The organism is Streptomyces sp. NPDC093600 (genome assembly GCF_044764755.1).
GTDB lineage: Bacteria > Actinomycetota > Actinomycetes > Streptomycetales > Streptomycetaceae > Streptomyces.
This window is the reverse complement of the sequence record NZ_JBIWIU010000006.1, coordinates 33,103-53,761: the sequence shown is the minus strand read 5'-3', so window position 1 is coordinate 53,761 and position 20,659 is coordinate 33,103. Positions and strand designations below refer to the sequence as shown.

Genomic DNA, 20,659 nt, shown 5'->3' with positions numbered 1-20,659 from the left:
GCGGTTCGCTCACATGTGGCGGTTCGCGTAGTAGTGCTCGATCAGCCTGAGGGAGGCGGTGTCGTCCGCGTGCTGTCCGGCCTCGAACGGCGGCGACTCCTTGACCTCGGCCTTGGTGCAGGAGACATGGACCGTCCGGTGCTCGGTGTCGACCCTGCCGACCAGACCCGCGGGCAGCAGTACGCGCCGGCCGAGGATCCACGGGCCGGTGTCGACGACGACGTACGACCGTCCGACGTCCTCGGTGTGCTCGTCGATCTTCCCGATGGAGCCGTCGGTCGCCTCCACGCTGTAGCCGATCAACCGCGTTCCGGGCACATGGCCGGAGGTCTCGGGGTATCCCCACATGTCGGCGCCCATGGCCGGCCTCCTCCCTGCTGGTCGCCTCGCGGATACCCGGCCGGTCCGCCGCTATCCGTTCGGGGCGAGGACGAACCAGGTCCGGCCGGGCGCGAAGTTCAGCGGGGCACCGGCGGGGGTGGTGAAGGCGGTGCCGGATTCGGCGGTCGGGCGGCTCCAGCGGGCCTCGTGGGCGCGCCCGTCGCGCAGGACGACCGCGGTCCCGGTGCCGACGGTCTCGGTGTACGGCGAGACGCTGCCCAGGTAGTCGCTGAACTTCGAGGGGCGGATCGTGACGTGCTGGACGACGACGGTGGTCGCCTGGAGCGGGCCGCCGTCGGTGGTACGGGCGGGGGCGCCGTCCATCGCCACCCGCCAGCCCCGCTCGGCTGCGGACCAGGTGAAGGTGTACCGGGCGGCCGGGAAGCGCACCGTGTGCTCGTTGACCGACCGGCCGCCCTCGGGGGCGGGGCCGAAGCGGAAACCGACGTCCTTGGCGTGCTCCGCCTTCGGGGCCGCCTCCAGCACCCGGCTGGGCAGCAGATACAGGTTGTGCGGGGCGGGGCGACGCCGGTCGCGTACATAGGCGTCGCCTGCGGCCTCGGGCGGCAGCGCGTACAGCGGGGCGGCCCTGAGCATCGGTTTCAGGCCGGAGTGCGAGCCGGAGTAGGCGAGCGCGGGGCGGCCGAACTGGCGCAGCAGCTCGATGTCGGACTCGCGGGCGCTGCGCACGGGCCCGATCCGGTCGGGGAGCTCCCCGGAGTAGACGGCCAGGAGGCGGGTCTGACCGGCCTCGACCTGCTCGACGTAGACCAGGTCGGCCGCGCCGAGGCCGGTGTGCGGCCGGGCCGGCGCGACGTTGTCGATCTTCACGGCGAGGACCGGGCCCGGGCGGGCCGGGAGCCCGGTGAACGGCGAGCGCTCTTGCTGGGGCGGCGTGGTGGGAGCGGGGGTCGGGGCGGGCTCGGCCGGGCCCGAGTCGGCGCAGCCGTACAACCCGGCGGTCATCACCGCACACAGCACGGCGGCGACGGCTGCGCCGGGCCGTTTGCGTCGGCGCGCGGCAGCCATGGTCCTTCTCTCCGTCTCCAGTGTGGACCACGATCGCTCCAGTGGTGGTGTCGAAGAAGCCCACAGACTCGAAGAACGGACGGGGACGCCGTGTTCTACCAGGTACTGAAGTACGTCCTGCTCGGGCCGCTGCTGCGCCTGCTGTTCCGGCCGCGCATCGAGGGCCTTGAGCACGTTCCGGAGGAGGGCCCGGCGATCATCGCCGGGAACCATCTGTCGTTCTCCGACCATTTCCTGATGCCGGTCGTCCTCAAGCGGCGGATCACCTTCCTCGCCAAGCAGGAGTACTTCACCGGCCCGGGTCTCAAGGGCCGGCTGACCGCCGCGTTCTTCCGCAGCGCCGGGCAGATCCCGGTCGACCGCTCGGGCAAGGAGGCCGGGCGGGCGGCGATCCGCGAGGGGCTCGGCGTGCTGTCCAAGGGTGAGCTGCTCGGCATCTATCCCGAGGGGACCCGGTCGCACGACGGACGGCTCTACAAGGGCAAGGTCGGCGTCGCGGTCATGGCGATCACGGCCGGGGTGCCGGTGATCCCGTGCGCCATGGTGGGCACCTTCGAGATCCAGCCGCCGGGGAGGGTCGTCCCGAAGGTCAAGCGGGTCACCATCCGGTTCGGGGCGCCGCTGGACTTCTCGCGGTACGCCGGGATGGAGGGCGAGAAGGCGGCGGTCCGCGCGGTCACGGACGAGATCATGTACGAGATCCTGGCGCTGTCGGGCCAGGAGTACGTCGACGAGTACGCGGCCAAGGTGAAGGCGGAGGCCGAGACTTCGAAGGCGGTGCGGAAGTTCCCGCGACGGGAACGCTGACGGCGGATCCGCGCACGGCGAAACCGGCTGGGCCGGCGTGCGGAGCCGCCGTAGCGTCACGCCCATGACAAAAGGAAACGCACTGGTACTGGGAGCGACAGGACAGGTGGGGCGGGCGGCCGTGCGGGCACTCGCCGGCGACGGCTGGGAGGTGACGGCGGCCTCGCGCGGCGGCGGCCGGGACGAGGAGTGGCCGGCGGAGGTCCGGTCGGTGTCGGTCGACCGGAACGAGGAGGGCGCGCTCGCCGCCGCGCTGGGCGACGGCGTCGACGTCCTGGTGGACATCGTCGCCTACCACCGGGGCCACGGACGGCAGTTGACGGGGCTCGCCGACCGGATCGGCTCGGCGGTGGTGATCTCCAGCGGCGCGGTCTACGAGGACGACAAGGGCCGCAGCTTCGACACCCAGGACGAGCCGGACGGCTTCCCCGCCTTCCCGGTGCCGACCCCGGAGAGCTGGCGGACGGTCGCGCCGGGCGACGGGTCGTACGGGACGCGGAAGGTGGCGCTGGAGCGGGAGTTGCTCGCGGCGGGCGATGCCCTGCCGACGACGGTGCTGCGGGCCGGCGCCATCCATGGCCGCTACTGCCCGGGGCCGCGCGAGCTGTGGTTCGTCAAGCGGACGCTCGACGGACGGCGGGTGCGTCCGCTCGCGTACGGCGGCGCGTCGCGGTTCCATCCGGTGCACGTCGACAATCTCGGGGAGCTGACCCGGCTCGCGGCGGCGAACCCGGGGAGCCGGGTGCTCAACGGGGCCGACCCCGAGGCGCCGACGGTGGCGGAGATCGGCGCGGCGATCGACGCGGTCATGGGGGTGGAGACCGAGACCGTGCTGATCGACGGGGAACCGCCGAGGGGGACGGTCGGGCTGACCCCGTGGAGCGGGAACCATCCGATCGTCTACGACATGACGGCGGCGGAACGGGAGTTGGGGTACCGGCCGGTCGTGTCGTACGCGGAGTCCCTGCCGGCGACGGTCGAGTGGCTGGCCGGGCGGGTCGCGGTCGGCGAGTGGCGGGAGGTGTTCCCGGGCCTGGCGAAGTACGGGGTGGACTTCTTCGACTACGCCGCCGAGGACGCCTGGCTCGCCGCACGCGGCTAGGGAGTGTCCGGAAAGTATCGCCGTCCACCCGGAGGGCGGGGTCTGCGGCGTCCGGTGCGTGCGATCGCAAGGCGGCCGGAAGCCCTCGTAGCGGAGCTACTTGGGCTTTTGGCCAACGCAGCGACCGCGCGTGCAGGGCGTCGCAGGCCAGGCGAGACTTTCCGGACACGACCTGGCGCGGAGGTGGCCGCCCCTCCGGTTCCGGCGGGGCGGCGATCTCAGAACGGGGCGAGTTCCCGCAGGGCCTCGTCGAGGGCGCGGCGCAGCCGGAGCGCGTCGGGGGCGACGGCGGTGACGAGGGCCGCGGGGCCGGCCAGTGGGGCGAGGACGGCGTTCTCGGCGAGCAGCCGGGGCTCGACCGGCTTCTCCCCGAACGCCGGGTCCACGACGAGGAGTTGGCCGGTGGCACGGTGGCCTGCGAGGACCGCGCCACCGTCCCACCCGTCGGGGGCGCCCGGACCGTACGCCAGTTCCTGGTCGAGCAGGGGCCGTCCGGCACGGCGGACGGTGAGGCGGGTGGTGAGCGTGCCGGTCGCCTCGCCGTGACGGCCGAGGACCTGTTCCTCGCGGAGCACGAACCGTGCCGTCGCGGCGAGTTCGACCGTCGTGCGCATCCGCAGGTCGGAGCCGTCGGCGGAGATCAGCTGCTCGGGGAGCCAGCGCAGCACGGCGCCCTCGCCGACGGTGAGCCGTATGTCGTACGTGGCGGGTTCGGCGGCGCGGCCGGGCAGGGCCACGGTCGCGGCGGCCGAGTCGACGAGCAGCCGTGCCCCGTCCCGTACGTCCGCCTGGATCGCCAGCCGGTCGCCGCCGAGCGGCGCGCTCATCGCGCCGACGACGGTGACCCGGGTGTACGGGTCGGTGGTCCGGGTGCGGCGGACGGCGAGGGGGCCGTCGCTCTCCAGGACCGGCAGGCGGCCCGCCGCGTCGGCGACGATCCGGGCGGTGGCGCGCAGGCTCATGCGGCCCAGGCCGCGAGCTGGGCGCGGACCCAGTCGACGATCGGGCCGACGCCGTTCTCGCTGGTGAGGGAGGTGAAGGCGACCGGCAGATCGCCGCGCTGCTCCTTGGCGTCGCGGGCCATCCGCTCCAGGTCGGAGCCGACGTAGGGGGCGAGGTCGGTCTTGTTGATCACGAGGAGGTCGGCGGTGGTGACGCCGGGGCCGCCCTTGCGTGGGATGTCGTCGCCGCCCGCCACGTCGATGACGAAGATCTGGGCGTCGACCAAGCCCTTGGAGAAGGTGGCGGTGAGGTTGTCGCCACCGGACTCGACGAGGATCAGGTCGAGGGGGCCGGCCGTGGCCTCCAGTTCTTCGACGGCTTCGAGGTTGGCGGAGATGTCGTCGCGGATGGCGGTGTGCGGACAGGCGCCGGTCTCGACCGCCTGGATCCGCTCGGGCGGCAGGACGGCGTTGCGGAGCAGGAATTCGGCGTCCTCGCGGGTGTAGATGTCGTTGGTGACGACGGCGAGGGAGAGCTGGTCGCGCAGGGCGCGGCACAGCGCGGCGACGGTCGCGGTCTTGCCGGAGCCGACGGGCCCGCCGAGGCCGACGCGCAGGGCGCGCCGGGTGCCGTCGGGGCGGTGTGCGTCGGCGGAGAGGGCGGACGGCCCGTCGTGGGAGTGGTCGAGGTGCATGGGGCGGCTCCTTGCGGCTTACGAGGCGAAGAGGCGGACGGGCCAGGCCGCGTGCTGTTCGGCGGTGATGTCGAGCAGCGGCGCGGAGGCGGCGGGCAGGGCGTCGATACCCTGCCGGGCGGCGGCCGCGGCGCGTTCGGCGACCCGGTCCAGGTCGGGGGTGAGGCGGGCGAGGACGGCGGTGGCCTGGAAGGGATCGAGGCCGAGGAGGCGTACGACCGCCGTGGCGGGGCCGCTGACCGTCTCGTACGCGACGCAGTGCGCGGCGTCCTCGGGGCCGAGGCCGGCGGCGCGGGCGGTGGCGCCGAGGACGACGGGCTGGTGGGCGCCGCGCGGGAACGCGGCGGCGAGCGCGTCGAGTTCGGGGCAGGGCCAGGCGGCCCTGGCCGCCCGCATCAGCTGCCGGCCGAGTCTGCGGGCGGCGGCGCGCAGGGCGGGCGAGGGTGTGCGGGCGTCGGCGGCCGCGTCGAGGGCGTGCGGGTCGAGTCCGAGCGCGGCCGCGGCGGCGAGGCCCGCCGAGGTGAGGCCGGTGGTGTGGAGGCGGCCCCGGCAGAACGCGGCGAGGCCGGCCGCGTCGGTGATCCGGCCGGCCTTGACGGCGGCCTCGGCGCCGCCGGAGTGGGCGTGTCCGCCGGCGGGGAACCGCCCGTCGGCGAGCACGAGGAGGGCCGCGCGGTCGCTGGTCGCCATCAGAAGAGGAAGTAGCGTTGGGCGAGGGGCAGTTCGGCGGCAGGCGCGGGTTCGACCGGCTCCCCGTCGATCGTCACCGTGAAGGTGTCGGCGTCGACCTCGACCCGGGGCAGGGCGTCGTTCTCCCGCATGTCCGCCTTGGTGACCCGGCGGGTGCTGCCGATCGCGACGAACTCCTTTCCCACGCCGAGCCGTTGGGGCAGGTCGTCCTCGATCGCCGCCTGCGCGGTGAAGTTGACCGATCCGGCGGCGGCCGCCTTGCCGAGCGCCCCGAACATCGGGCGGGGCATGACGGGCTGAGGGGTGGGGATGGAGGCGTTGGCGTCGCCCATCTGCGCGTACGCGATCTGGCCGCCCTTGAGCACGGTCAGCGGCTTCACGCCGAAGAACGCCGGCTCCCAGAGCACCAGGTCGGCGAGCTTGCCGGGCTCGACCGAGCCGATGAGATGGTCCATCCCCTGGGCGACCGCCGGGTTGATCGTGTACTTGGCGACATAGCGGCGGGCGCGGTGGTTGTCGGCGCGGCCGTCGCCGGGCAGGGCGCCCCGGCGCTTCTTCATCACGTGCGCGGTCTGCCACGTGCGCATGATCACCTCGCCGACGCGCCCCATGGCCTGGGAGTCGGAGGAGATGATCGAGATGGCGCCGAGGTCGTGGAGGATGTCCTCGGCGGCGATGGTCGAGGGCCGGATACGGGACTCGGCGAAGGCGAGGTCCTCGGGGACGGCCGGGTTGAGGTGGTGGCAGACCATCAGCATGTCGAGGTGTTCCTCGACGGTGTTGAGGGTGTGGGGCCGGGTCGGGTTGGTGGAGCTGGGAAGCACGTACGGCTCGGAGACGACGGTGATGATGTCGGGCGCGTGCCCGCCGCCCGCGCCTTCGGTGTGGTACGCGTGGATGGTGCGGCCCGCGATGGCGGCGAGGGTGTCGCCGACGAAGCCGGCCTCGTTCAGGGTGTCGGTGTGGATGGCGAGTTGGGCACCGGTCTCGTCGCAGACGCTCAGGCAGGCGTCGATCACGGCCGGGGTGGCCCCCCAGTCCTCGTGGATCTTGAAGCCGAGTGCGCCGCCCCTGAGCTGCGAGTGCATGGCCTCCCGCGACATGGTGTTGCCCTTGCCGAGCAGCCCGATGTTGACGGGGAACGTGTCCAGCGCCTCGAACATCCGGGCGAGATGCCAGGGGCCGGGGGTGACGGTGGTCGCCTTGGTGCCTTCGGCCGGGCCCGTGCCGCCGCCGACGAGGGTGGTGATGCCGGTGGCGAGCGCCTGCTCGACGACGGTCGGTGAGATGAAGTGGACGTGGGCGTCGACGGCCCCGGCGGTGACGATTCTGCCGTTGCCGACGATGACCTCGGTCTCCGGTCCGATCACGAGGGCGGGGTGGACGCCGTCCATGGTGTCGGGGTTGCCGGCCTTGCCGAGTGCGGTGATCCGGCCGTCGCGGATGCCTATGTCGGCCTTGACGACGCCCCAGTGGTCGATGATGACGGCGCCGGTGACGACGGTGTCGGGCGCGCCCTCGGCGCGGGTCGTCCGGGCCTGGCCCATGGACTCGCGGATGACCTTGCCGCCGCCGAAGACGGCTTCGTCGCCGGCGCGGCCGGGTCCGCCGGAGCGGTCCTCCTCGATCTCGACGAACAGGTCGGTGTCGGCGAGCCGGACGCGGTCGCCGGTGGTGGGGCCGAAGAGGTCGGCGTAGACGGAGCGGTGCAGTTCAGGCACGGTCGGCCCCCTCGGTGTCGAGCGCGCCCGCGGTCTCGCCGCGCAGGCCGGGGACCACCCGGCGGCCCGCCAGCGGTACGAGTTCGACCTCCACGGGGATGCCGGGTTCGAAGCGCACGGCGGTGCCCGCGGCGATGTGGAGCCGCAGCCCGCGCGCGGCGGCGCGGTCGAAGTCGAGACCGGGATTGGCCTCGGCGAAGTGGTAGTGGGAGCCGACCTGGACGGGGCGGTCGGCGGCGTTCAGGACCGTGAGGCGGGTGACGGGGCGGCCCTCGTTGAGGGCCACGGGGCCTTCCCCGTACAGGATCTCTCCGGGAATCATCGGCGGCGCTCCCCCGTCACACGATCGGATCGTGGACGGTGACGAGCTTGGTGCCGTCCGGGAAGGTGGCCTCGACCTGCACGTCGTGGATCATCTCGGGGATACCGGCCATGACGTCCTCGCGGGAGAGGACCTTGCGGCCGGAGGCCATGAGCTCGGCGACCGTACGGCCGTCCCGTGCGCCCTCCAGGATGTGGGCGGTGATCAACGCGATGGACTCGGGGTGGTTGAGCTTCACCCCGCGCGCCCTGCGCTTCTCGGCCACGTCCGCCGCCACATGGATGAGCAGGCGTTCCTGCTCATGCGGGGTCAGTTGCACGCTTCCACCTCACAGTCGTCCACCGGGCGGCTCTCCCGGACAGCAGCGGACGTTACCGATCTTCATCACGGTGTCGAGCCGCGTCGCGGCGCTGCTGGGTCAGACATTGCACGTTAGGGCGGAAGTTTTTCCGGCGCGTTAACTCGGGCTTTGCGTCCCCGTGGACATCGGCGCCCGCCGGGTTCTACGCGCCCGGCTCGCGGTGGCGGGCGGCGATGCCGAAGCGGCTCTGTTCGCCCGGAGCGGATGGGGCGGTGTCGACGCGGGAGACCGAGCTGATCATCCGCTCCTCGGCCGACTCCGCCTCCCGGTCCTCGTCCGCCTCGAGTCGTTCCAGGTCAGCGGCGGAGACGAGCGCCACCAAGGGCTTGCCGTGCCGGGTCACGACGACGCGTTCGCCGCCGTACACCACCCGGTTGATCAGGTCGGCGAGCTCAGCACGTGCTTGCGTCACCGGAATCTCGTAGGCCATGCTCCTCATCTTACGAGCTGTACGTCCTGTACATTTTTTACAAGGAGCGTGCCCCATGGACCTTCGCTATGTGCTGCCCGAGTTCACCGAGCGCACCAGCTCCGGGATCCGGACCCTCGATCCGTACTCCAAGCTGCTCCAGGAGCGGATCGTCTTCCTCGGCACACCGATCGACGAGACGTCGGCCAACGACGTGATCGCACAGCTGCTGCACCTGGAGTACGCCGCCCCGGACCGGGACATCTCGCTCTACATCAACTCCCCCGGCGGCTCGCTCAGCTCCTTGTCCGCCATCTACGACACGATGCAGGTGATCACCTGCGACGTGGCGACCACCTGCCTCGGGCAGGCCGCCTCCACGGCCGCCGTCCTGCTCGCGGCGGGAGCCCCGGGCAAGCGGCTCGCCCTGCCCGGAGCCCGGATCGTGCTCCAGCAGCCAGCAATGGCCGAGCCGTTGCACGGGCAGCCCAGCGATCTCGACATCCAGGCGCGGGAATTGCTGCGCCTGCGCGCGATGGTGGCCGGGATGCTGGCCACCCACACCGGGCGGAGCCGTGAGCGGATCGACGCCGACATCGACCGGACCACCGTTCTCGACGCGCCGGCCGCCACGGCGTACGGCCTGGTGGACCACGTGATCCAGAACCGGGACGCGAAGCGCGGCGCGGGTCCCGTCAGGTTCCCCGGCGCACCGGCCAGTTGACATTCCCGCGTGTCGTGTCGAGGTCCACTCGGAGCACCGGCGCCGTGAAATCCCTCCCTCGTTCGGCGTAGTCGACGAATCGACTTATGGGAGGGGTGAGTTGCAGGACAGGTGCACACATCTGGCGGAATCGGCTGTTCCAGCCCTGGTACGGGGCCCGTCGACCAAACCTCTGAAGATCACGAAACCTTCTTGTCCACTCGAACGGATCAGTCGTGAGGAGCCTCACATATCGCCGTTTCAGCTCGGTTTTCGACCAGTGTTTGGGTCAAGATCCGTGACGACGACAAGCCCCCGCCACCGCGGCGGGGCGGTCCGGGCGGACGCCGAGTCCTGCCGCTGTCCCGGACGTCTGGTCGACAGGAGTGGATCGGCAGGAGTGGAGGACCCGAGCAGCACGGGACGACCGAGCAGGTGGGCCGTCCCTCGGGGTGAAGCCGCAGCCGCGGCCGGGCATCTTCGTCCTGCCCGAACCCGACAGGTCATCCTTCACAGGCGGCTGACGAAGGGTTGCGCATGACTGCGCAGATTCATGTCCCGTCCCTGCTGTCCCGGGCCGGAGCCGTCTCGGCTCTCACCCTCGCCGCCGTCGGCGGCACGCTGCTGGCGCCGGGCGGCGCACCGGAGGCCCAGGCCGCGACCGCACACGCCGACAAGGCGCTGCGCATCGCCGCCGCCAAGAAGGGATCGCCTTACAAGTACGGAGCGACCGGGCCGAGCAGGTTCGACTGCTCGGGGCTCACGCTCTACTCGTACAAGAAGGCGGGCAAGTCGCTGCCCCGTACCGCGCAGCAGCAGTACAACAAGACCCGGCACATCTCCGCCTCCAGCAGGCAGCGGGGCGACCTGGTGTTCTTCCACTCCGGCGGAAGGGTCTACCACGTGGGCATCTACGCCGGTGGCAACAAGATCTGGCACTCCCCCAAGACCGGCTCCTGGGTGAAGCTCGACAAGATCTGGTCCTCGAAGATCTACTACGGCCGGGTCCGCTGACGGGCCCGGCATTGACCGGAACGAGAGGCCCTAGACCAGGGAAGCCTTCCAGGGCAGCGTGATCCAGACGGTCTTGCCGCCGTCGGCGGTCGGGGTGACCGCGAGCCGGCCACCCGCCTCGGCCGCGAGGAAGCGGATGATCACCATCCCCCGGCCGTTGTCCTGCTGCACGGCCGCCGGCAGCCGCCGGGGCCGGCGCGGATGGCTGTCGGTGACGCCGACGCACAGCCGCTCCTCGCGCTCCAGGCGGACGTCGACGGTGAAGGTGGGCGACTGGCCGAAGGTGTGCTGGACGGCGTTGGTGGCCAGTTCCGAGACGATCAGCCGGACGGTGTCGGCGGTGGCGCTGCCGTCCGGGAGGCCCCACTCGCCGAGAACGTCGGCGACATATCTTCGTGCGGCGGACACCGAGGCGGGATCGCTCGGCAGAGTGACGGTTGCTTCCTGATGGTCTGCCATGGCGACGCTGTCCCTTTCCCACCGGGGCCCCGCCCCGGATTGCGCTCGCCGTCAGAGTGCCACCGGACGTACCGCCATGGGTGTCGATCCCCCAAGATATGCCGATATCTGTCCCCCGATGCGGTGAACTCCGGCGAGGCGCAACCTTTTTGAGGCGGCTCTCCCCTAAGGCATATCGGGCCGGTCCGCGGGACACTCCCTAGGAGCCTGCCGGGGCGGTGCGGACGATCGTCGCCACCGCCTCGGCGATCTGGGTGTCGCTGAGATCCGCGCGGGCCGTGAGCCGCAGCCGGGAGATGCCGTCCGGCACCGAAGGGGGCCGGAAGCAGCCCACCGCCAGGCCCTCCGCCCGGCAGTCCGCCGCCCACCTCAGCGCCGCCTCCGGCGAGGGGGCGCGCACCGAGACCACGGCCGCGTCCGGGCGTACGGCGGTCAGCCCGCCGTCGGTCAGGAGCCGGTACAAGGTCGTGGCCACCCTCCTCGCCCGCTCCGCGAGCCCGGGCTCGCCGTGGATCAGGCGCAGGCTCGCGAGTGCGGCGCCCACGGCCGCCGGGGCGAGCCCGGTGTCGAAGATGAACGTCCGGGCCGCGTTGACCAGGTGCTCGATGACCCGCGCGGGGCCGAGGACGGCGCCGCCCTGGCTGCCGAGGGACTTGGAGAGGGTCAGGGTGGCGACGACGTCCTCGTCACCGGCGAGACCCGCGGCGTGCAGGGCGCCCCGGCCCCCCTCCCCGAGGACGCCCAGGCCGTGGGCGTCGTCGACGACGAGCGCGGCGCCGTGGTCCCGGCAGGCCCGGGCCAGTTCGGCCAGCGGGGCCTTGTCGCCGTCCACCGAGAAGACCGAGTCGGTGACGGCGAGGGCCCGCCGCCCGCCGTGGGCGTGCAGTGCCTTGCGTACGGCCTCGGGGTCGCGGTGCGGGACCACGGCCGTCTCCGCGCGCGAGAGCCGGCAGCCGTCCACGATCGAGGCGTGGTTGCCGGCGTCCGAGACGATCAGGGAGCCGCGGCCGCTCAGCGCGGTGAGGGCGGCCAGATTGGCCGTGTAACCGGAGGAGAAGACGAGGGCGGCCTCGAAGCCGCAGAACGCGGCGAGTTCGCGTTCGAGGTCGGCGTGCAGCCGGGTGGTGCCGGTGACCAGCCGCGAACCGGTGGAGCCCGCGCCCCAGCGCCGGGCGGCCGCCGCGGCGGCCTCGGTGATCTCGGGGCGCCGGGTCAGGCCGAGGTAGTCGTTGCTCGCCAGGTCGAGCAGCTCCGACTCCGCGGCCCGGGGCCTCAGCGTGCGGACGAGACCGGCCGCCGCACGGCCGCGTGCCTCGGCGTCCGTCCAGTCGAACGCGGTCCGGCGCCCGTCGGTGCCCGAACCCCCGTCCGAGCCCTCGGCCCGCGTGTCCTCGTCCCTGAGCATGAGGCAGATCCTTTTGTAGGCAGCGCACAGACCCTAACCGGCCGCGTCCGAGGTCAGAGTGTGGCGATCCACACACCTCAAACCGGCGCTGTTGTTCGGTTCCTCCTTGGCCGGGGGGCGTGCCGTAGGCCAGGATCAGCCCTTATGGACCTGCTGAACACCCTGGTGGACAAGGGGTTGCGGCGCGAGCTGCCGACCCGTGAAGAAGCGCTCGCCGTGCTGGCGACCTCCGACGACGAACTGCTCGATGTGGTGGCCGCGGCCGGCAAGGTGCGCCGTGAGTGGTTCGGGCGCCGGGTGAAGCTGAACTATCTGGTCAATCTGAAGTCCGGTCTCTGCCCGGAGGACTGCTCGTACTGCTCGCAGCGGCTCGGCTCCACGGCCGGGATCCTGAAGTACACCTGGCTGAAGCCGGACGAGGCGTCCCAGGCCGCCGCGGCCGGTGTTGCGGGCGGCGCGAAGCGGGTCTGCCTGGTGGCGAGCGGCCGCGGCCCGACGGACCGGGACGTGGACCGGGTCGGCAAGACCATCGAGGCGATCAAGGAGCAGAACGAGGGCGTCGAGGTCTGCGCGTGCCTCGGGCTGCTCTCCGACGGCCAGGCGGAGCGGCTGCGCGAGGCGGGCGCCGACGCGTACAACCACAACCTCAACACGTCCGAGGGGACGTACGGGGAGATCACCACCACCCACACCTACGCGGACCGGGTGGACACCGTCCAGAAGGCGCACGCCGCCGGCCTGTCGGCCTGCTCGGGTCTGATCGCGGGCATGGGCGAGAGCGACGAGGACCTCGTCGACGTCGTGTACGCGCTGCGTGAGCTCGACCCGGACTCGGTGCCGGTGAACTTCCTGATCCCGTTCGAGGGCACACCGCTGGCCAAGGAGTGGAACCTCACGCCGCAGCGCTGTCTGCGGATCCTGGCGATGGTCCGGTTCGTCTGCCCGGACGTGGAGGTCCGGATCGCGGGCGGCCGCGAGGTGCATCTGCGCTCGATGCAGCCGCTGGCGCTGCATCTGGCGAACTCGATCTTCCTCGGTGACTATCTGACGAGCGAGGGCCAGGCCGGCAAGGCGGACCTCGACATGATCGCGGACGCGGGCTTCGAGGTGGAGGGAGCGGGCACCACGACGCTTCCGGAGCACCGGGCCGACGCGCTCGCCGCGGTGGCGGGCGGCTGCGGCTCGCACGCGAAGGCGGGGGCCGGCTGCGGCTCGCACGCGGAGGCGGGGACCGGCTGCGGCTCGCACGCCGAAGGTGCCGGCTGCGGTCCGTGCGGCGGTCCCGTGCCCGAGGCCCGGGAAGCGGCGGCGGCCGAGACCGCCGAGGCGCCGAACGCCCGTACGGACCTGGTGGCGGTCCGCCGCCGGGGCGCCGGCACGGACCTCGCGCCCAATGCGTAACAGCGAACTGCTCGCCCTGGACCGGGCGCACGTCTGGCATCCGTACGGCCCCATGCCGGGCCGTACGGAACCGCTGGTCGTCGCGTCCGCCGCCGGGGTCCGGCTCCGCCTCGCCGAACCGGTGCACGGCCGGGCGGAGTTGATCGACGGCATGTCCTCGTGGTGGTCCGCGATCCACGGCTACAACCACCCGGTCCTCAACGAGGCGGTGCGGGGCCAGCTGGACCGGATGAGCCATGTCATGTTCGGTGGCCTGACCCATGAGCCGGCCGTGCGGCTCGCCACCCGGCTGGTGGAGATCACGCCCGAGCCGCTGCGGCATGTGTTCCTCAGCGACTCGGGTTCGGTCTCCGTCGAGGTCGCGGCCAAGATGTGCCTGCAGTACTGGCGCTCGGTGGGCAGGCCCGGCAAGCGGCGGCTGCTGACCTGGCGCGGCGGCTACCACGGGGACACCTGGCAGCCGATGTCGGTGTGCGACCCCGAGGGCGGGATGCACGAGCTGTGGTCGGGCGTGCTGCAGCGCCAGGTGTTCGTGGACGCGCCGCCCGCCGCGTACGAGGAGTCGTACGCGGAGCTGCTGCGCGAGGAGATCGGCCGGCACGCCGAGGAGCTGGCCGCGGTGATCGTGGAGCCGGTGGTGCAGGGCGCGGGCGGGATGCGCTTCCACGCGCCGGAGTATCTGCGGGTGCTGCGGGAGGCGTGCGACGAGCACGGCGTGCTGTTGGTCTTCGACGAGATCGCGACCGGGTTCGGCCGCACCGGCGCGCTGTTCGCCGCCGACCACGCCGGGGTCTCCCCCGACGTGATGTGTGTGGGCAAGGCGCTGACCGGCGGCTATCTGTCGATGGCGGCGACGCTCTGTACGACGCGGGTCGCCGAGGGGATCTCGCGCGGCGAGGTTCCGGTCCTCGCGCACGGCCCGACGTTCATGGGCAACCCGCTGGCCTCGGCGGTCGCCTGCGCCTCGATCGACCTGCTGCTCGCCCAGGACTGGGCGGTGGAGGTCAAGCGGATCGAGGCGGGGCTGCGCGAGGGGCTCGCGGAGGCCGCCGCGCTGCCGGGCGTCCGGGACGTGCGGGTGCTCGGCGCCATCGGGGTCGTCCAGCTCGATCACGAGGTGGACATGGCGGCGGCCACCGAGGCGGCGGTACGGGAGGGCGTGTGGCTGCGCCCGTTCCGCGACCTGATCTACACCATGCCGCCGTTCGTCACCGGCGACGAGGACGTCGCACGCGTCTGCGCCGCGGTCCTCGCGGCGGCGGCAGCCGGCTGAACCGCCCCCGGCGCCGACCCGTCGACGGCCGGCCGGCTGACCGTTGACGGGTCGGCGCGACAGAGCACGACAGAGAGGAACCGCACCACATGAGCGTGATCGTCGTCAGCGGCACGGGCACGGAGATCGGCAAGACGATCGTGACCGCGTCCCTGGCCGCCGTCGCCGTCGGCCAGGGACGTTCGGTGGCCGTGCTCAAACCCGCGCAGACGGGGCTCGCTCCGCACGAGCGGGGCGACGCGGACGAGGTCGTGCGGCTCTCCGGAGCCGAGACCTCGGCCGAACTCGCCCGCTTCCCCGAGCCGTTGGCGCCCGCCACCGCCGCCCGGCGGGCGGGCATGGCACCGGTCGGACCGCGGGAGGTCGCCGAGGCGGCGGAGAAGTTGGCCGCCTCCCACGACCTGGTGCTGGTGGAGGGGGCGGGCGGGCTGCTGGTCCGCTTCGACGAGGAGGGCGGCACGCTCGCCGACTCCGCCCGACTGCTCGGTGCGCCGGTCCTGGTGGTGGCGCCGGCCGGTCTCGGCACGCTGAACACCACCGCGCTGACGGCCGAGGCCCTGCGGGCGCGCGGCATCGCGCAGCTGGGCGTGGTGGTGGGCAGCTGGCCGGCCGTCCCCGATCTGGCCGCGCGCTGCAATCTGGAGGATCTGCCGGAGGCGGCCGGGGCGCCGCTGCTGGGGGCCGTGCCGGAGGGCGCGGGCGCGCTGGACCCGGCCCGCTTCCGGGCGGCGGCGGTCGAGTGGCTGGCTCCCGCGCTGGGCGGGAGCTGGGACGCGCAGCGTTTCGCCTCGGCGCACCGGCCGTGATCTCCGTACGCTGAGACGTATGCGTGCGACTGTTCAGGAAATCGTCTTCGACTGCGCCGATCCGGCTGCTCTGGTCCGGTTCTGGGCCGAGCTCGTCGGCGGGGCTCCGGTCGACCGGAGCCCCGACTGGTCGTACGTCGACCCGCCGGGGTTCGTCCGGCTCGCCTTCCAACGGGTGCCGGAGGGCAAGGCCGTCAAGAACCGGCTCCATCTGGACCTCCAGGTGCCCGATCTCGACGCGGCGGCCGACGAGGTGACCGGCCGGGGGGCGGAGCGGGTCGCCGGGATCGTCACCGACGACTACGGGGACTTCCAGGTGATGCGGGACCCGGAGGGCAACGAGTTCTGCTTCGTGACGGGCTGAGCGGCCGCGGAACGGGGAAGAATCACCCCGTCATCACCCCGTCCGCGTCTGCTGCGCCGTCGAGCGTCGGAGGAGGTCCGCGATGTCCTCGCGTTCCACCCGGGTCCCCCGGGACGCCGTCCACCACCCCCTCTTCGCCCGCTTCTACGCACGGTTCAGCGTCGCCGCCGACGCCAAGGGCGGTATCGGCGACCTGCGTACGGAGCTGCTCAGCGGCCTCTCGGGCCGGGTCATCGAGATCGGCGCCGGGAACGGCCTGAACTTCGCGCACTACCCCGGGGCCGTGTCGGAGGTCGTGGCGATCGAACCGGAGCGCCATCTGCGGCGGTTGGCGGCCGAGGCCGCCCTGCGCGCGGAGGTGCCGGTCGATGTGGTGCCCGGCGCGGCGGAGGCGCTGCCGGTGAAGAGCGAGGCGTTCGACGCGGCGGTGGTCTCGCTGGTGCTGTGCACCGTACGGGATGTGCCGCGCGCGCTCGCCGAGCTGTACCGGGTGGTGCGCCCGGGTGGTGAACTGCGCTTCTTCGAGCACGGGTTGGCACCGGGTCGCGGGATGGCGCGGGCTCAGCGCGCCCTCGACCGCACGGTCTGGCCGCTGCTCTTCGGCGGCTGCCACACGGCGCGCGATCCGCTGGCGGCTATCGAGGCGGCCGGGTTCGAACCGGCGGCGTACCGGCGTCTCATCGTCCCGGCGGAAGGCCCCCGCATGCCCTCCTCCTTCTGTGTGCTGGGTTCGGCGCGACGCGGCTGAGGACCGTCGGCGGCCGGGGGACGGGGTCGACGGCCGGCTGTCCGCGGTGGTGGGATGCCCACCATGAACGATCTTCGTATCCGGGCCGCCTCCCCCGCCGACCTCGACACCGTCCTGGCCTTCTGGAAGGTCGCCGCCGAGGGCACCAGCATCAGCGACGACCGTGACGGGATCGAGCGGCTCGTCGCCCGCGACCCCGAGGCGCTGATCCTCGCCGAGCGCGGCGGCGAGCTGGCCGGCACGGTCATCGCCGGTTTCGACGGATGGCGCTGTCACCTCTACCGGCTCGCCGTCCACCCGGGCCACCGCCGCCAGGGCGTCGGAGGCGCGCTGCTCGCGGCGGCCGAGGAGCGTTTCGTACGGCTCGGGGGGCGGCGGGCGGACGCCATGGTGCTGAACCGCAACGAGCTGGGGCAGCGTGCCTGGCGGGCGGCGGGGTACGAGCCGGAGGAGCGGTGGAGGCGCTGGGTCAAGCCGCTGCCGCCCGTACCCGCCGTACCCGGCCCGGCCGAGGCGGGCGGCGCGGACGACCCGGACGAGGTGGGCAGCCGGTCGTGACCCGGGCGAACGGGTCGCCGCGGCCGGCCGAGCCCGTCCGCCAGGGTGATCAGCCGACCGCTTTGCCCGTCCTTTACCATAGGTGCTTTCTTCCCGACGACCGAAAGGTGTGAGCGTCCGCCCATGGGCGAGCCTCCCAGTAGCAGCCTGCGCCACGACCCCCATCGAGCGCCCCTTACGTCCCTGTCCGACCATGGGACGGAGGTGAATCGATGATCGAAGTGCTTCTTCTCGTGGTGGCGCTGCTGCTCTCGCTGGCGTGCGGCGCCTTCGTCGCGGCCGAGTTCTCGCTGACCACGGTCGAGCGCGGCGAGCTGGAAGCGGCCGTCGAGCGGGGGGAGCGCGGGGCCGCGAGCGCGCTCAGGGCCGTCAAGACGCTCACCTTCCAGCTCTCCGGCGCGCAGCTCGGCATCACCGTCACCAACCTGGTCGTCGGCATGCTCGCCGAACCCTCGATCGCCAAGCTGATCCGCGGCCCGATGGAGGCGGTCGGCGTCGCCCCCTCGATCGCCTCCTCGGTCGCCCTGGTGATCGGCACCGCCCTGTCGACCGTCGTCCTGATGGTCGTCGGCGAGCTGGTCCCCAAGAACTGGGCCATCTCCTCACCGCTGGCGATCGCGAAGCGGGTGGCCACCCCGCAGCGGGTCTTCACCGCCGCGTTCAAGCCGCTGATCAGCCATCTCAACAACACCGCGAACCGGATCCTGCGCCGGATCGGGATGGAGCCGGCCGAAGAGCTGGCCTCCGCGCGTTCCCCCCAGGAGCTGGTGGCGCTCGCCCGCCACTCCGCCCGTGAGGGCGCGCTGGAGCCGGACACCGCCGAGCTGTTCGTACGGACCCTCAACCTGGCCGAGCTGACGGCGGAGAACGTGATGACGCCGCGGGTCCAGGTAACCGCACTGGAGGTGCAGGCCACCGCCGAGGACGTCGCCAACGCGACCCGCGCGACCGGCCTGTCCCGCTTCCCCGTGTACCGCGGGAACCTCGACTCCGTGGTCGGGATCGCCCACATCAAGGACGTCCTGGCGATACCGGCCGGCGAGCGGCGCCTGCGCCGGATCGGCGACATGCTGCGCGAGCCGCTGCTGGTCCCGGAGACCCTGACCGTGGACCGGCTCCTGGACCGGCTCTCGGGCAAGCAGACGATGGCCGTCGTCATCGACGAGTACGGCGGTACGGCAGGCGTCGCGACGCTCGAGGACATCATGGAGGAGGTCGTCGGCGAGGTGCGCGACGAGCACGATCCGCACGAGACTCCCGACCTGGCACCGGCGGGCGTGGACGCGGACGGACGCGATCTGTGGTCCGCCGACGGCGCGGCCCGTACGGACCAGTTGGAGGCGATCGGGCTGCGCGTACCGGACGGCCCGTACGAGACGCTGGCCGGGGTCCTCGCCACCGAGCTGGGCCGTATCCCGGCGGTGGGTGACCGGGTGGAGCTGGCCGACTGGAGGCTGGACGTCGTGGACGCCTCCGGGCGCCGGGCGGCGCGCGTGCTGCTGCACGCGCCGCGCAACGACGGCTCCGACGAGACCGGGGAGGCGGGCCGATGACCGCGATCCAGCTGCTGATCGGCTTTCTGACCCTGGTCGTGAACGCCTTCTTCGTCGGCGCGGAGTTCGCCCTGATCTCCGTACGCCGCAGTCAGATCGAGCCGGAGGCGGAGGCCGGGGACCGGCGGGCCCGCAGCGTCATCTGGGGTCTGGAGCACGTCTCGGCGCTGCTCGCGGCGGCGCAGCTCGGCATCACGCTGTGCACCCTGGTGCTCGGTGTCGTCGCCGAGCCGGCCATCGCGCATCTGCTCGAACCGGTCTTCGACGCGGTCGGCGTGCCGCACGGTCTGGTGCACCCGATCTCGTTCGTGATCGCGCTGGCCGTGGCGACCTATCTGCACATGCTGCTCGGTGAGATGGTCCCGAAGAACATCGCGCTGGCGGAGCCGACGCGTACCGCGCTGCTCCTCGGCCCGCCGCTGGTGGCCCTCGCCCGGACGCTGCGTCCGGTGATCTTCACGGTCAACGCCTTCGCCAACGCCCTGCTCAAGCTGTTGCGGGTGGAGCCGAAGGACGAGGTCTCGGCGACGTTCTCGGACGACGAGCTGGCCCGGATGGTGACGGACGCGGGCGTCGCCGGCCTGCTGGACGACCGGGCGGCCGAACGGCTGCACGACGCCCTGGAGCTGGGGCGCCGTCCGGTGCGGGACGTCGTCATGCCGGTGGAGAAGGTCGTGTACGCGGCGGTGGGCACGACACCGGAGGAGCTGGAGGCGCTCTCGGCGGAGTCGGGCTTCTCCCGCTTCCCGGTGGTCGACTCGGGCCGCCGGATCCTCGGCTACCTCCATGTGAAGGACGCCCTGGACGCGGCACCGCGCGACCTGCCGTTCCCGGTCGCGGCGATGCGGCCGATCGCCCGGGTGCGGGCGGCGACGCCGATGGACGACGTACTGACGGCGATGCGCCGCAGCCGCACCCATCTGGCGGCGGTCCTGGACGAGGACGGCAAGCTGGCGGGCCTCGTCACGATGGAGGACGTGCTGCGAAAGCTGGTGGGCCGGCCGGCGACGCACTGACTCCGGCTCTGCGGGAGCCCCGGGGCGCACGGACGCGCGGCCCGGGGCTCCGTCGCGTCGGGGAGGTGCCCCCGGACGCTCCCATACCGCACGGTATGATCTCCTCCGCCATGGAGATGAATGCCACCTACACCAGTCTTGTCGCCGTCGGCGACAGCTTCACCGAGGGCATGTCGGACCGGCTGCCCGACGGCACGTACCGGGGCTGGGCGGACCTGCTCGCGGCCCGGCTGGCCGCGCGTACGCCCGACTTCCGGTACGCGAATCTCGCCGTACGCGGAAAGCTCATCGGCCAGATCGTCGAGGAGCAGGTGGACCTGGCCGCCGCGATGAAGGCGGACGTGGTGACCCTGGTCGGCGGGCTGAACGACACCCTGCGGCCGAAGTGCGACATGGGGCGGGTGCGCGGGCTGCTGACCGAGGCGGTCGAGCGGCTGGCGCCCTCCTGCGGGCAGCTGGTCCTGATGCGCAGCCCCGGCCGCCAGGGCCCGGTCATGGAACGGTTCCGGCCCCGCATGGAGGAGCTCTTCGGGCACGTCGACGAGCTCGCCGCCCGGCACGGCGCCTTGGTGGTCGACCTGTACGGGGCGCCCGCACTCGGGGACCCGCGGCTGTGGGACGTGGACCGGCTCCATCTGACCGGCGAGGGGCACCGGCGGGTGGCCGAGGCCGTGTGGCAGGCCCTGGGCATGGACCCGGAGGACGACTGGCGGGCACCGCTGCCGGCGGCCGTACGCCCGAGGTGGATGACCCGGCGCGTCGAGGACGCTCGCTTCGCCAGGGAACACCTCGGTCCCTGGGTCGGCCGCCGCCTGACCGGCCGCTCCTCGGGCGACGGCCGCCCGGCCAAGCGGCCCGAACTCCTGCCGTACGAGCCGCCGACGGGCCTGGGCGCCTGAGC

24 protein-coding genes and 1 riboswitch are annotated in these 20,659 nt (G+C 72.7%); of the genes, 13 read left to right on the top strand and 11 right to left on the bottom strand.

Annotated features, from left to right (window positions below; all coding sequences use genetic code 11):
• Nucleotides 1–9: 9 nt before the first annotated feature.
• Entirely contained in the window at nucleotides 10–360 is a 351-nt protein-coding gene (locus ACIRB4_RS16910; protein WP_403291956.1) for a PRC-barrel domain-containing protein, read from the bottom strand.
• A 51-nt stretch (nucleotides 361–411) separates the two neighbouring features.
• Complete coding sequence (locus ACIRB4_RS16905) at nucleotides 412–1,410, bottom strand: DUF3048 domain-containing protein (RefSeq protein ID WP_403291954.1); 999 nt, start codon at nucleotides 1,408–1,410, stop codon at nucleotides 412–414.
• Between the two features lie 90 nt (nucleotides 1,411–1,500).
• On the opposite strand from ACIRB4_RS16905, the gene ACIRB4_RS16900 reads away from it, so the two are divergent.
• Together ACIRB4_RS16900 and ACIRB4_RS16895 are read left to right on the top strand one after the other, a co-directional pair.
• Nucleotides 1,501–2,217, top strand: coding sequence for a lysophospholipid acyltransferase family protein (locus tag ACIRB4_RS16900; RefSeq protein WP_403291952.1), 717 nt, complete (start codon nucleotides 1,501–1,503; stop codon nucleotides 2,215–2,217).
• Between the two features lie 64 nt (nucleotides 2,218–2,281).
• On the top strand, nucleotides 2,282–3,319 hold the full coding sequence (locus ACIRB4_RS16895) for an NAD-dependent epimerase/dehydratase family protein (protein ID WP_403291950.1): 1,038 nt from the start codon (nucleotides 2,282–2,284) through the stop codon (nucleotides 3,317–3,319).
• 218 nt (nucleotides 3,320–3,537) lie between these two features.
• Here ACIRB4_RS16895 and ACIRB4_RS16890 read toward each other — a convergent pair whose 3' ends face one another.
• From ACIRB4_RS16890 to ACIRB4_RS16860, 7 genes are all read right to left on the bottom strand, one after another.
• Nucleotides 3,538–4,281 (bottom strand): urease accessory protein UreD, encoded by a 744-nt coding sequence (locus ACIRB4_RS16890; protein ID WP_403291948.1) that lies wholly within the window; start codon nucleotides 4,279–4,281, stop codon nucleotides 3,538–3,540.
• Nucleotides 4,278–4,955, bottom strand: a complete 678-nt coding sequence (gene ureG / locus ACIRB4_RS16885) for an urease accessory protein UreG (protein ID WP_403291946.1) — start codon at nucleotides 4,953–4,955, stop codon at nucleotides 4,278–4,280. The genes ACIRB4_RS16890 and ureG overlap by 4 nt, the downstream gene beginning before the upstream one ends.
• 18 nt (nucleotides 4,956–4,973) lie before the next feature.
• Nucleotides 4,974–5,645 carry an urease accessory protein UreF gene (locus ACIRB4_RS16880; protein WP_403291945.1) on the bottom strand — a complete coding sequence of 224 codons (672 nt, stop codon included), beginning with the start codon at nucleotides 5,643–5,645 and terminating at the stop codon, nucleotides 4,974–4,976.
• Nucleotides 5,645–7,366 carry an urease subunit alpha gene (locus tag ACIRB4_RS16875; RefSeq protein WP_403291944.1) on the bottom strand — a complete coding sequence of 574 codons (1,722 nt, stop codon included), beginning with the start codon at nucleotides 7,364–7,366 and terminating at the stop codon, nucleotides 5,645–5,647. The genes ACIRB4_RS16880 and ACIRB4_RS16875 overlap by 1 nt, the downstream gene beginning before the upstream one ends.
• Entirely contained in the window at nucleotides 7,359–7,688 is a 330-nt protein-coding gene (locus ACIRB4_RS16870; protein ID WP_403291942.1) for an urease subunit beta, read from the bottom strand. Before ACIRB4_RS16870 ends, ACIRB4_RS16875 begins: the two co-directional genes overlap by 8 nt.
• Before the next feature lie 16 nt (nucleotides 7,689–7,704).
• On the bottom strand, nucleotides 7,705–8,007 hold the full coding sequence (locus ACIRB4_RS16865) for an urease subunit gamma (protein WP_403291940.1): 303 nt from the start codon (nucleotides 8,005–8,007) through the stop codon (nucleotides 7,705–7,707).
• Nucleotides 8,008–8,191: 184 nt separating this feature from the next.
• On the bottom strand, nucleotides 8,192–8,479 hold the full coding sequence (locus ACIRB4_RS16860; protein ID WP_403291938.1) for a type II toxin-antitoxin system Phd/YefM family antitoxin: 288 nt from the start codon (nucleotides 8,477–8,479) through the stop codon (nucleotides 8,192–8,194).
• A 55-nt stretch (nucleotides 8,480–8,534) separates the two neighbouring features.
• Between ACIRB4_RS16860 and ACIRB4_RS16855 the strand changes: the two genes are divergently transcribed.
• Both ACIRB4_RS16855 and ACIRB4_RS16850 read left to right on the top strand, forming a co-directional pair.
• On the top strand, nucleotides 8,535–9,182 hold the full coding sequence (locus tag ACIRB4_RS16855; protein ID WP_403291937.1) for an ATP-dependent Clp protease proteolytic subunit: 648 nt from the start codon (nucleotides 8,535–8,537) through the stop codon (nucleotides 9,180–9,182).
• 314 nt (nucleotides 9,183–9,496) lie between these two features.
• Nucleotides 9,497–9,695, top strand: a riboswitch (cyclic di-AMP (ydaO/yuaA leader).
• Nucleotides 9,696–9,698: 3 nt separating this feature from the next.
• The gene (locus ACIRB4_RS16850; RefSeq protein ID WP_403291935.1) at nucleotides 9,699–10,175 is read left to right on the top strand and encodes a C40 family peptidase; all 477 of its coding nucleotides are present in this window, start codon (nucleotides 9,699–9,701) and stop codon (nucleotides 10,173–10,175) included.
• A gap of 30 nt (nucleotides 10,176–10,205) precedes the next feature.
• On the opposite strand, the gene ACIRB4_RS16845 is transcribed toward ACIRB4_RS16850, so the two are convergent.
• Nucleotides 10,206–10,634 carry an ATP-binding protein gene (locus ACIRB4_RS16845; protein WP_403291934.1) on the bottom strand — a complete coding sequence of 143 codons (429 nt, stop codon included), beginning with the start codon at nucleotides 10,632–10,634 and terminating at the stop codon, nucleotides 10,206–10,208.
• 199 nt (nucleotides 10,635–10,833) lie between these two features.
• On the bottom strand, nucleotides 10,834–12,039 hold the full coding sequence (locus ACIRB4_RS16840; RefSeq protein ID WP_403291932.1) for an 8-amino-7-oxononanoate synthase: 1,206 nt from the start codon (nucleotides 12,037–12,039) through the stop codon (nucleotides 10,834–10,836).
• Nucleotides 12,040–12,183: 144 nt separating this feature from the next.
• On the opposite strand from ACIRB4_RS16840, the gene bioB reads away from it, so the two are divergent.
• The 9 genes from bioB (at nucleotide 12,184) to ACIRB4_RS16795 (ending at nucleotide 20,657) form a co-directional block, all read left to right on the top strand.
• On the top strand, nucleotides 12,184–13,440 hold the full coding sequence (gene bioB / locus ACIRB4_RS16835) for a biotin synthase BioB (RefSeq protein ID WP_403291931.1): 1,257 nt from the start codon (nucleotides 12,184–12,186) through the stop codon (nucleotides 13,438–13,440).
• A complete protein-coding gene (locus tag ACIRB4_RS16830; protein ID WP_403291929.1) occupies nucleotides 13,433–14,713 on the top strand; it encodes an adenosylmethionine--8-amino-7-oxononanoate transaminase in 1,281 nt (426 codons plus the stop codon). The genes bioB and ACIRB4_RS16830 overlap by 8 nt, the downstream gene beginning before the upstream one ends.
• 89 nt (nucleotides 14,714–14,802) lie before the next feature.
• Complete coding sequence (bioD, locus tag ACIRB4_RS16825) at nucleotides 14,803–15,519, top strand: dethiobiotin synthase (protein WP_403291927.1); 717 nt, start codon at nucleotides 14,803–14,805, stop codon at nucleotides 15,517–15,519.
• A gap of 19 nt (nucleotides 15,520–15,538) precedes the next feature.
• Nucleotides 15,539–15,883, top strand: a complete 345-nt coding sequence (locus ACIRB4_RS16820) for a VOC family protein (RefSeq protein ID WP_403291925.1) — start codon at nucleotides 15,539–15,541, stop codon at nucleotides 15,881–15,883.
• 82 nt (nucleotides 15,884–15,965) lie between these two features.
• Nucleotides 15,966–16,631 (top strand): class I SAM-dependent methyltransferase, encoded by a 666-nt coding sequence (locus ACIRB4_RS16815; protein WP_403291923.1) that lies wholly within the window; start codon nucleotides 15,966–15,968, stop codon nucleotides 16,629–16,631.
• Nucleotides 16,632–16,694: 63 nt separating this feature from the next.
• Entirely contained in the window at nucleotides 16,695–17,189 is a 495-nt protein-coding gene (locus ACIRB4_RS16810) for a GNAT family N-acetyltransferase (protein WP_403291921.1), read from the top strand.
• Between the two features lie 212 nt (nucleotides 17,190–17,401).
• Nucleotides 17,402–18,742 (top strand): hemolysin family protein, encoded by a 1,341-nt coding sequence (locus tag ACIRB4_RS16805; RefSeq protein WP_403291919.1) that lies wholly within the window; start codon nucleotides 17,402–17,404, stop codon nucleotides 18,740–18,742.
• The gene (locus tag ACIRB4_RS16800) at nucleotides 18,739–19,758 is read left to right on the top strand and encodes a hemolysin family protein (RefSeq protein WP_403291917.1); all 1,020 of its coding nucleotides are present in this window, start codon (nucleotides 18,739–18,741) and stop codon (nucleotides 19,756–19,758) included. Before ACIRB4_RS16805 ends, ACIRB4_RS16800 begins: the two co-directional genes overlap by 4 nt.
• A 110-nt stretch (nucleotides 19,759–19,868) precedes the next feature.
• A complete protein-coding gene (locus tag ACIRB4_RS16795) occupies nucleotides 19,869–20,657 on the top strand; it encodes an SGNH/GDSL hydrolase family protein (protein ID WP_403291915.1) in 789 nt (262 codons plus the stop codon).
• Nucleotides 20,658–20,659: the final 2 nt, after the last annotated feature.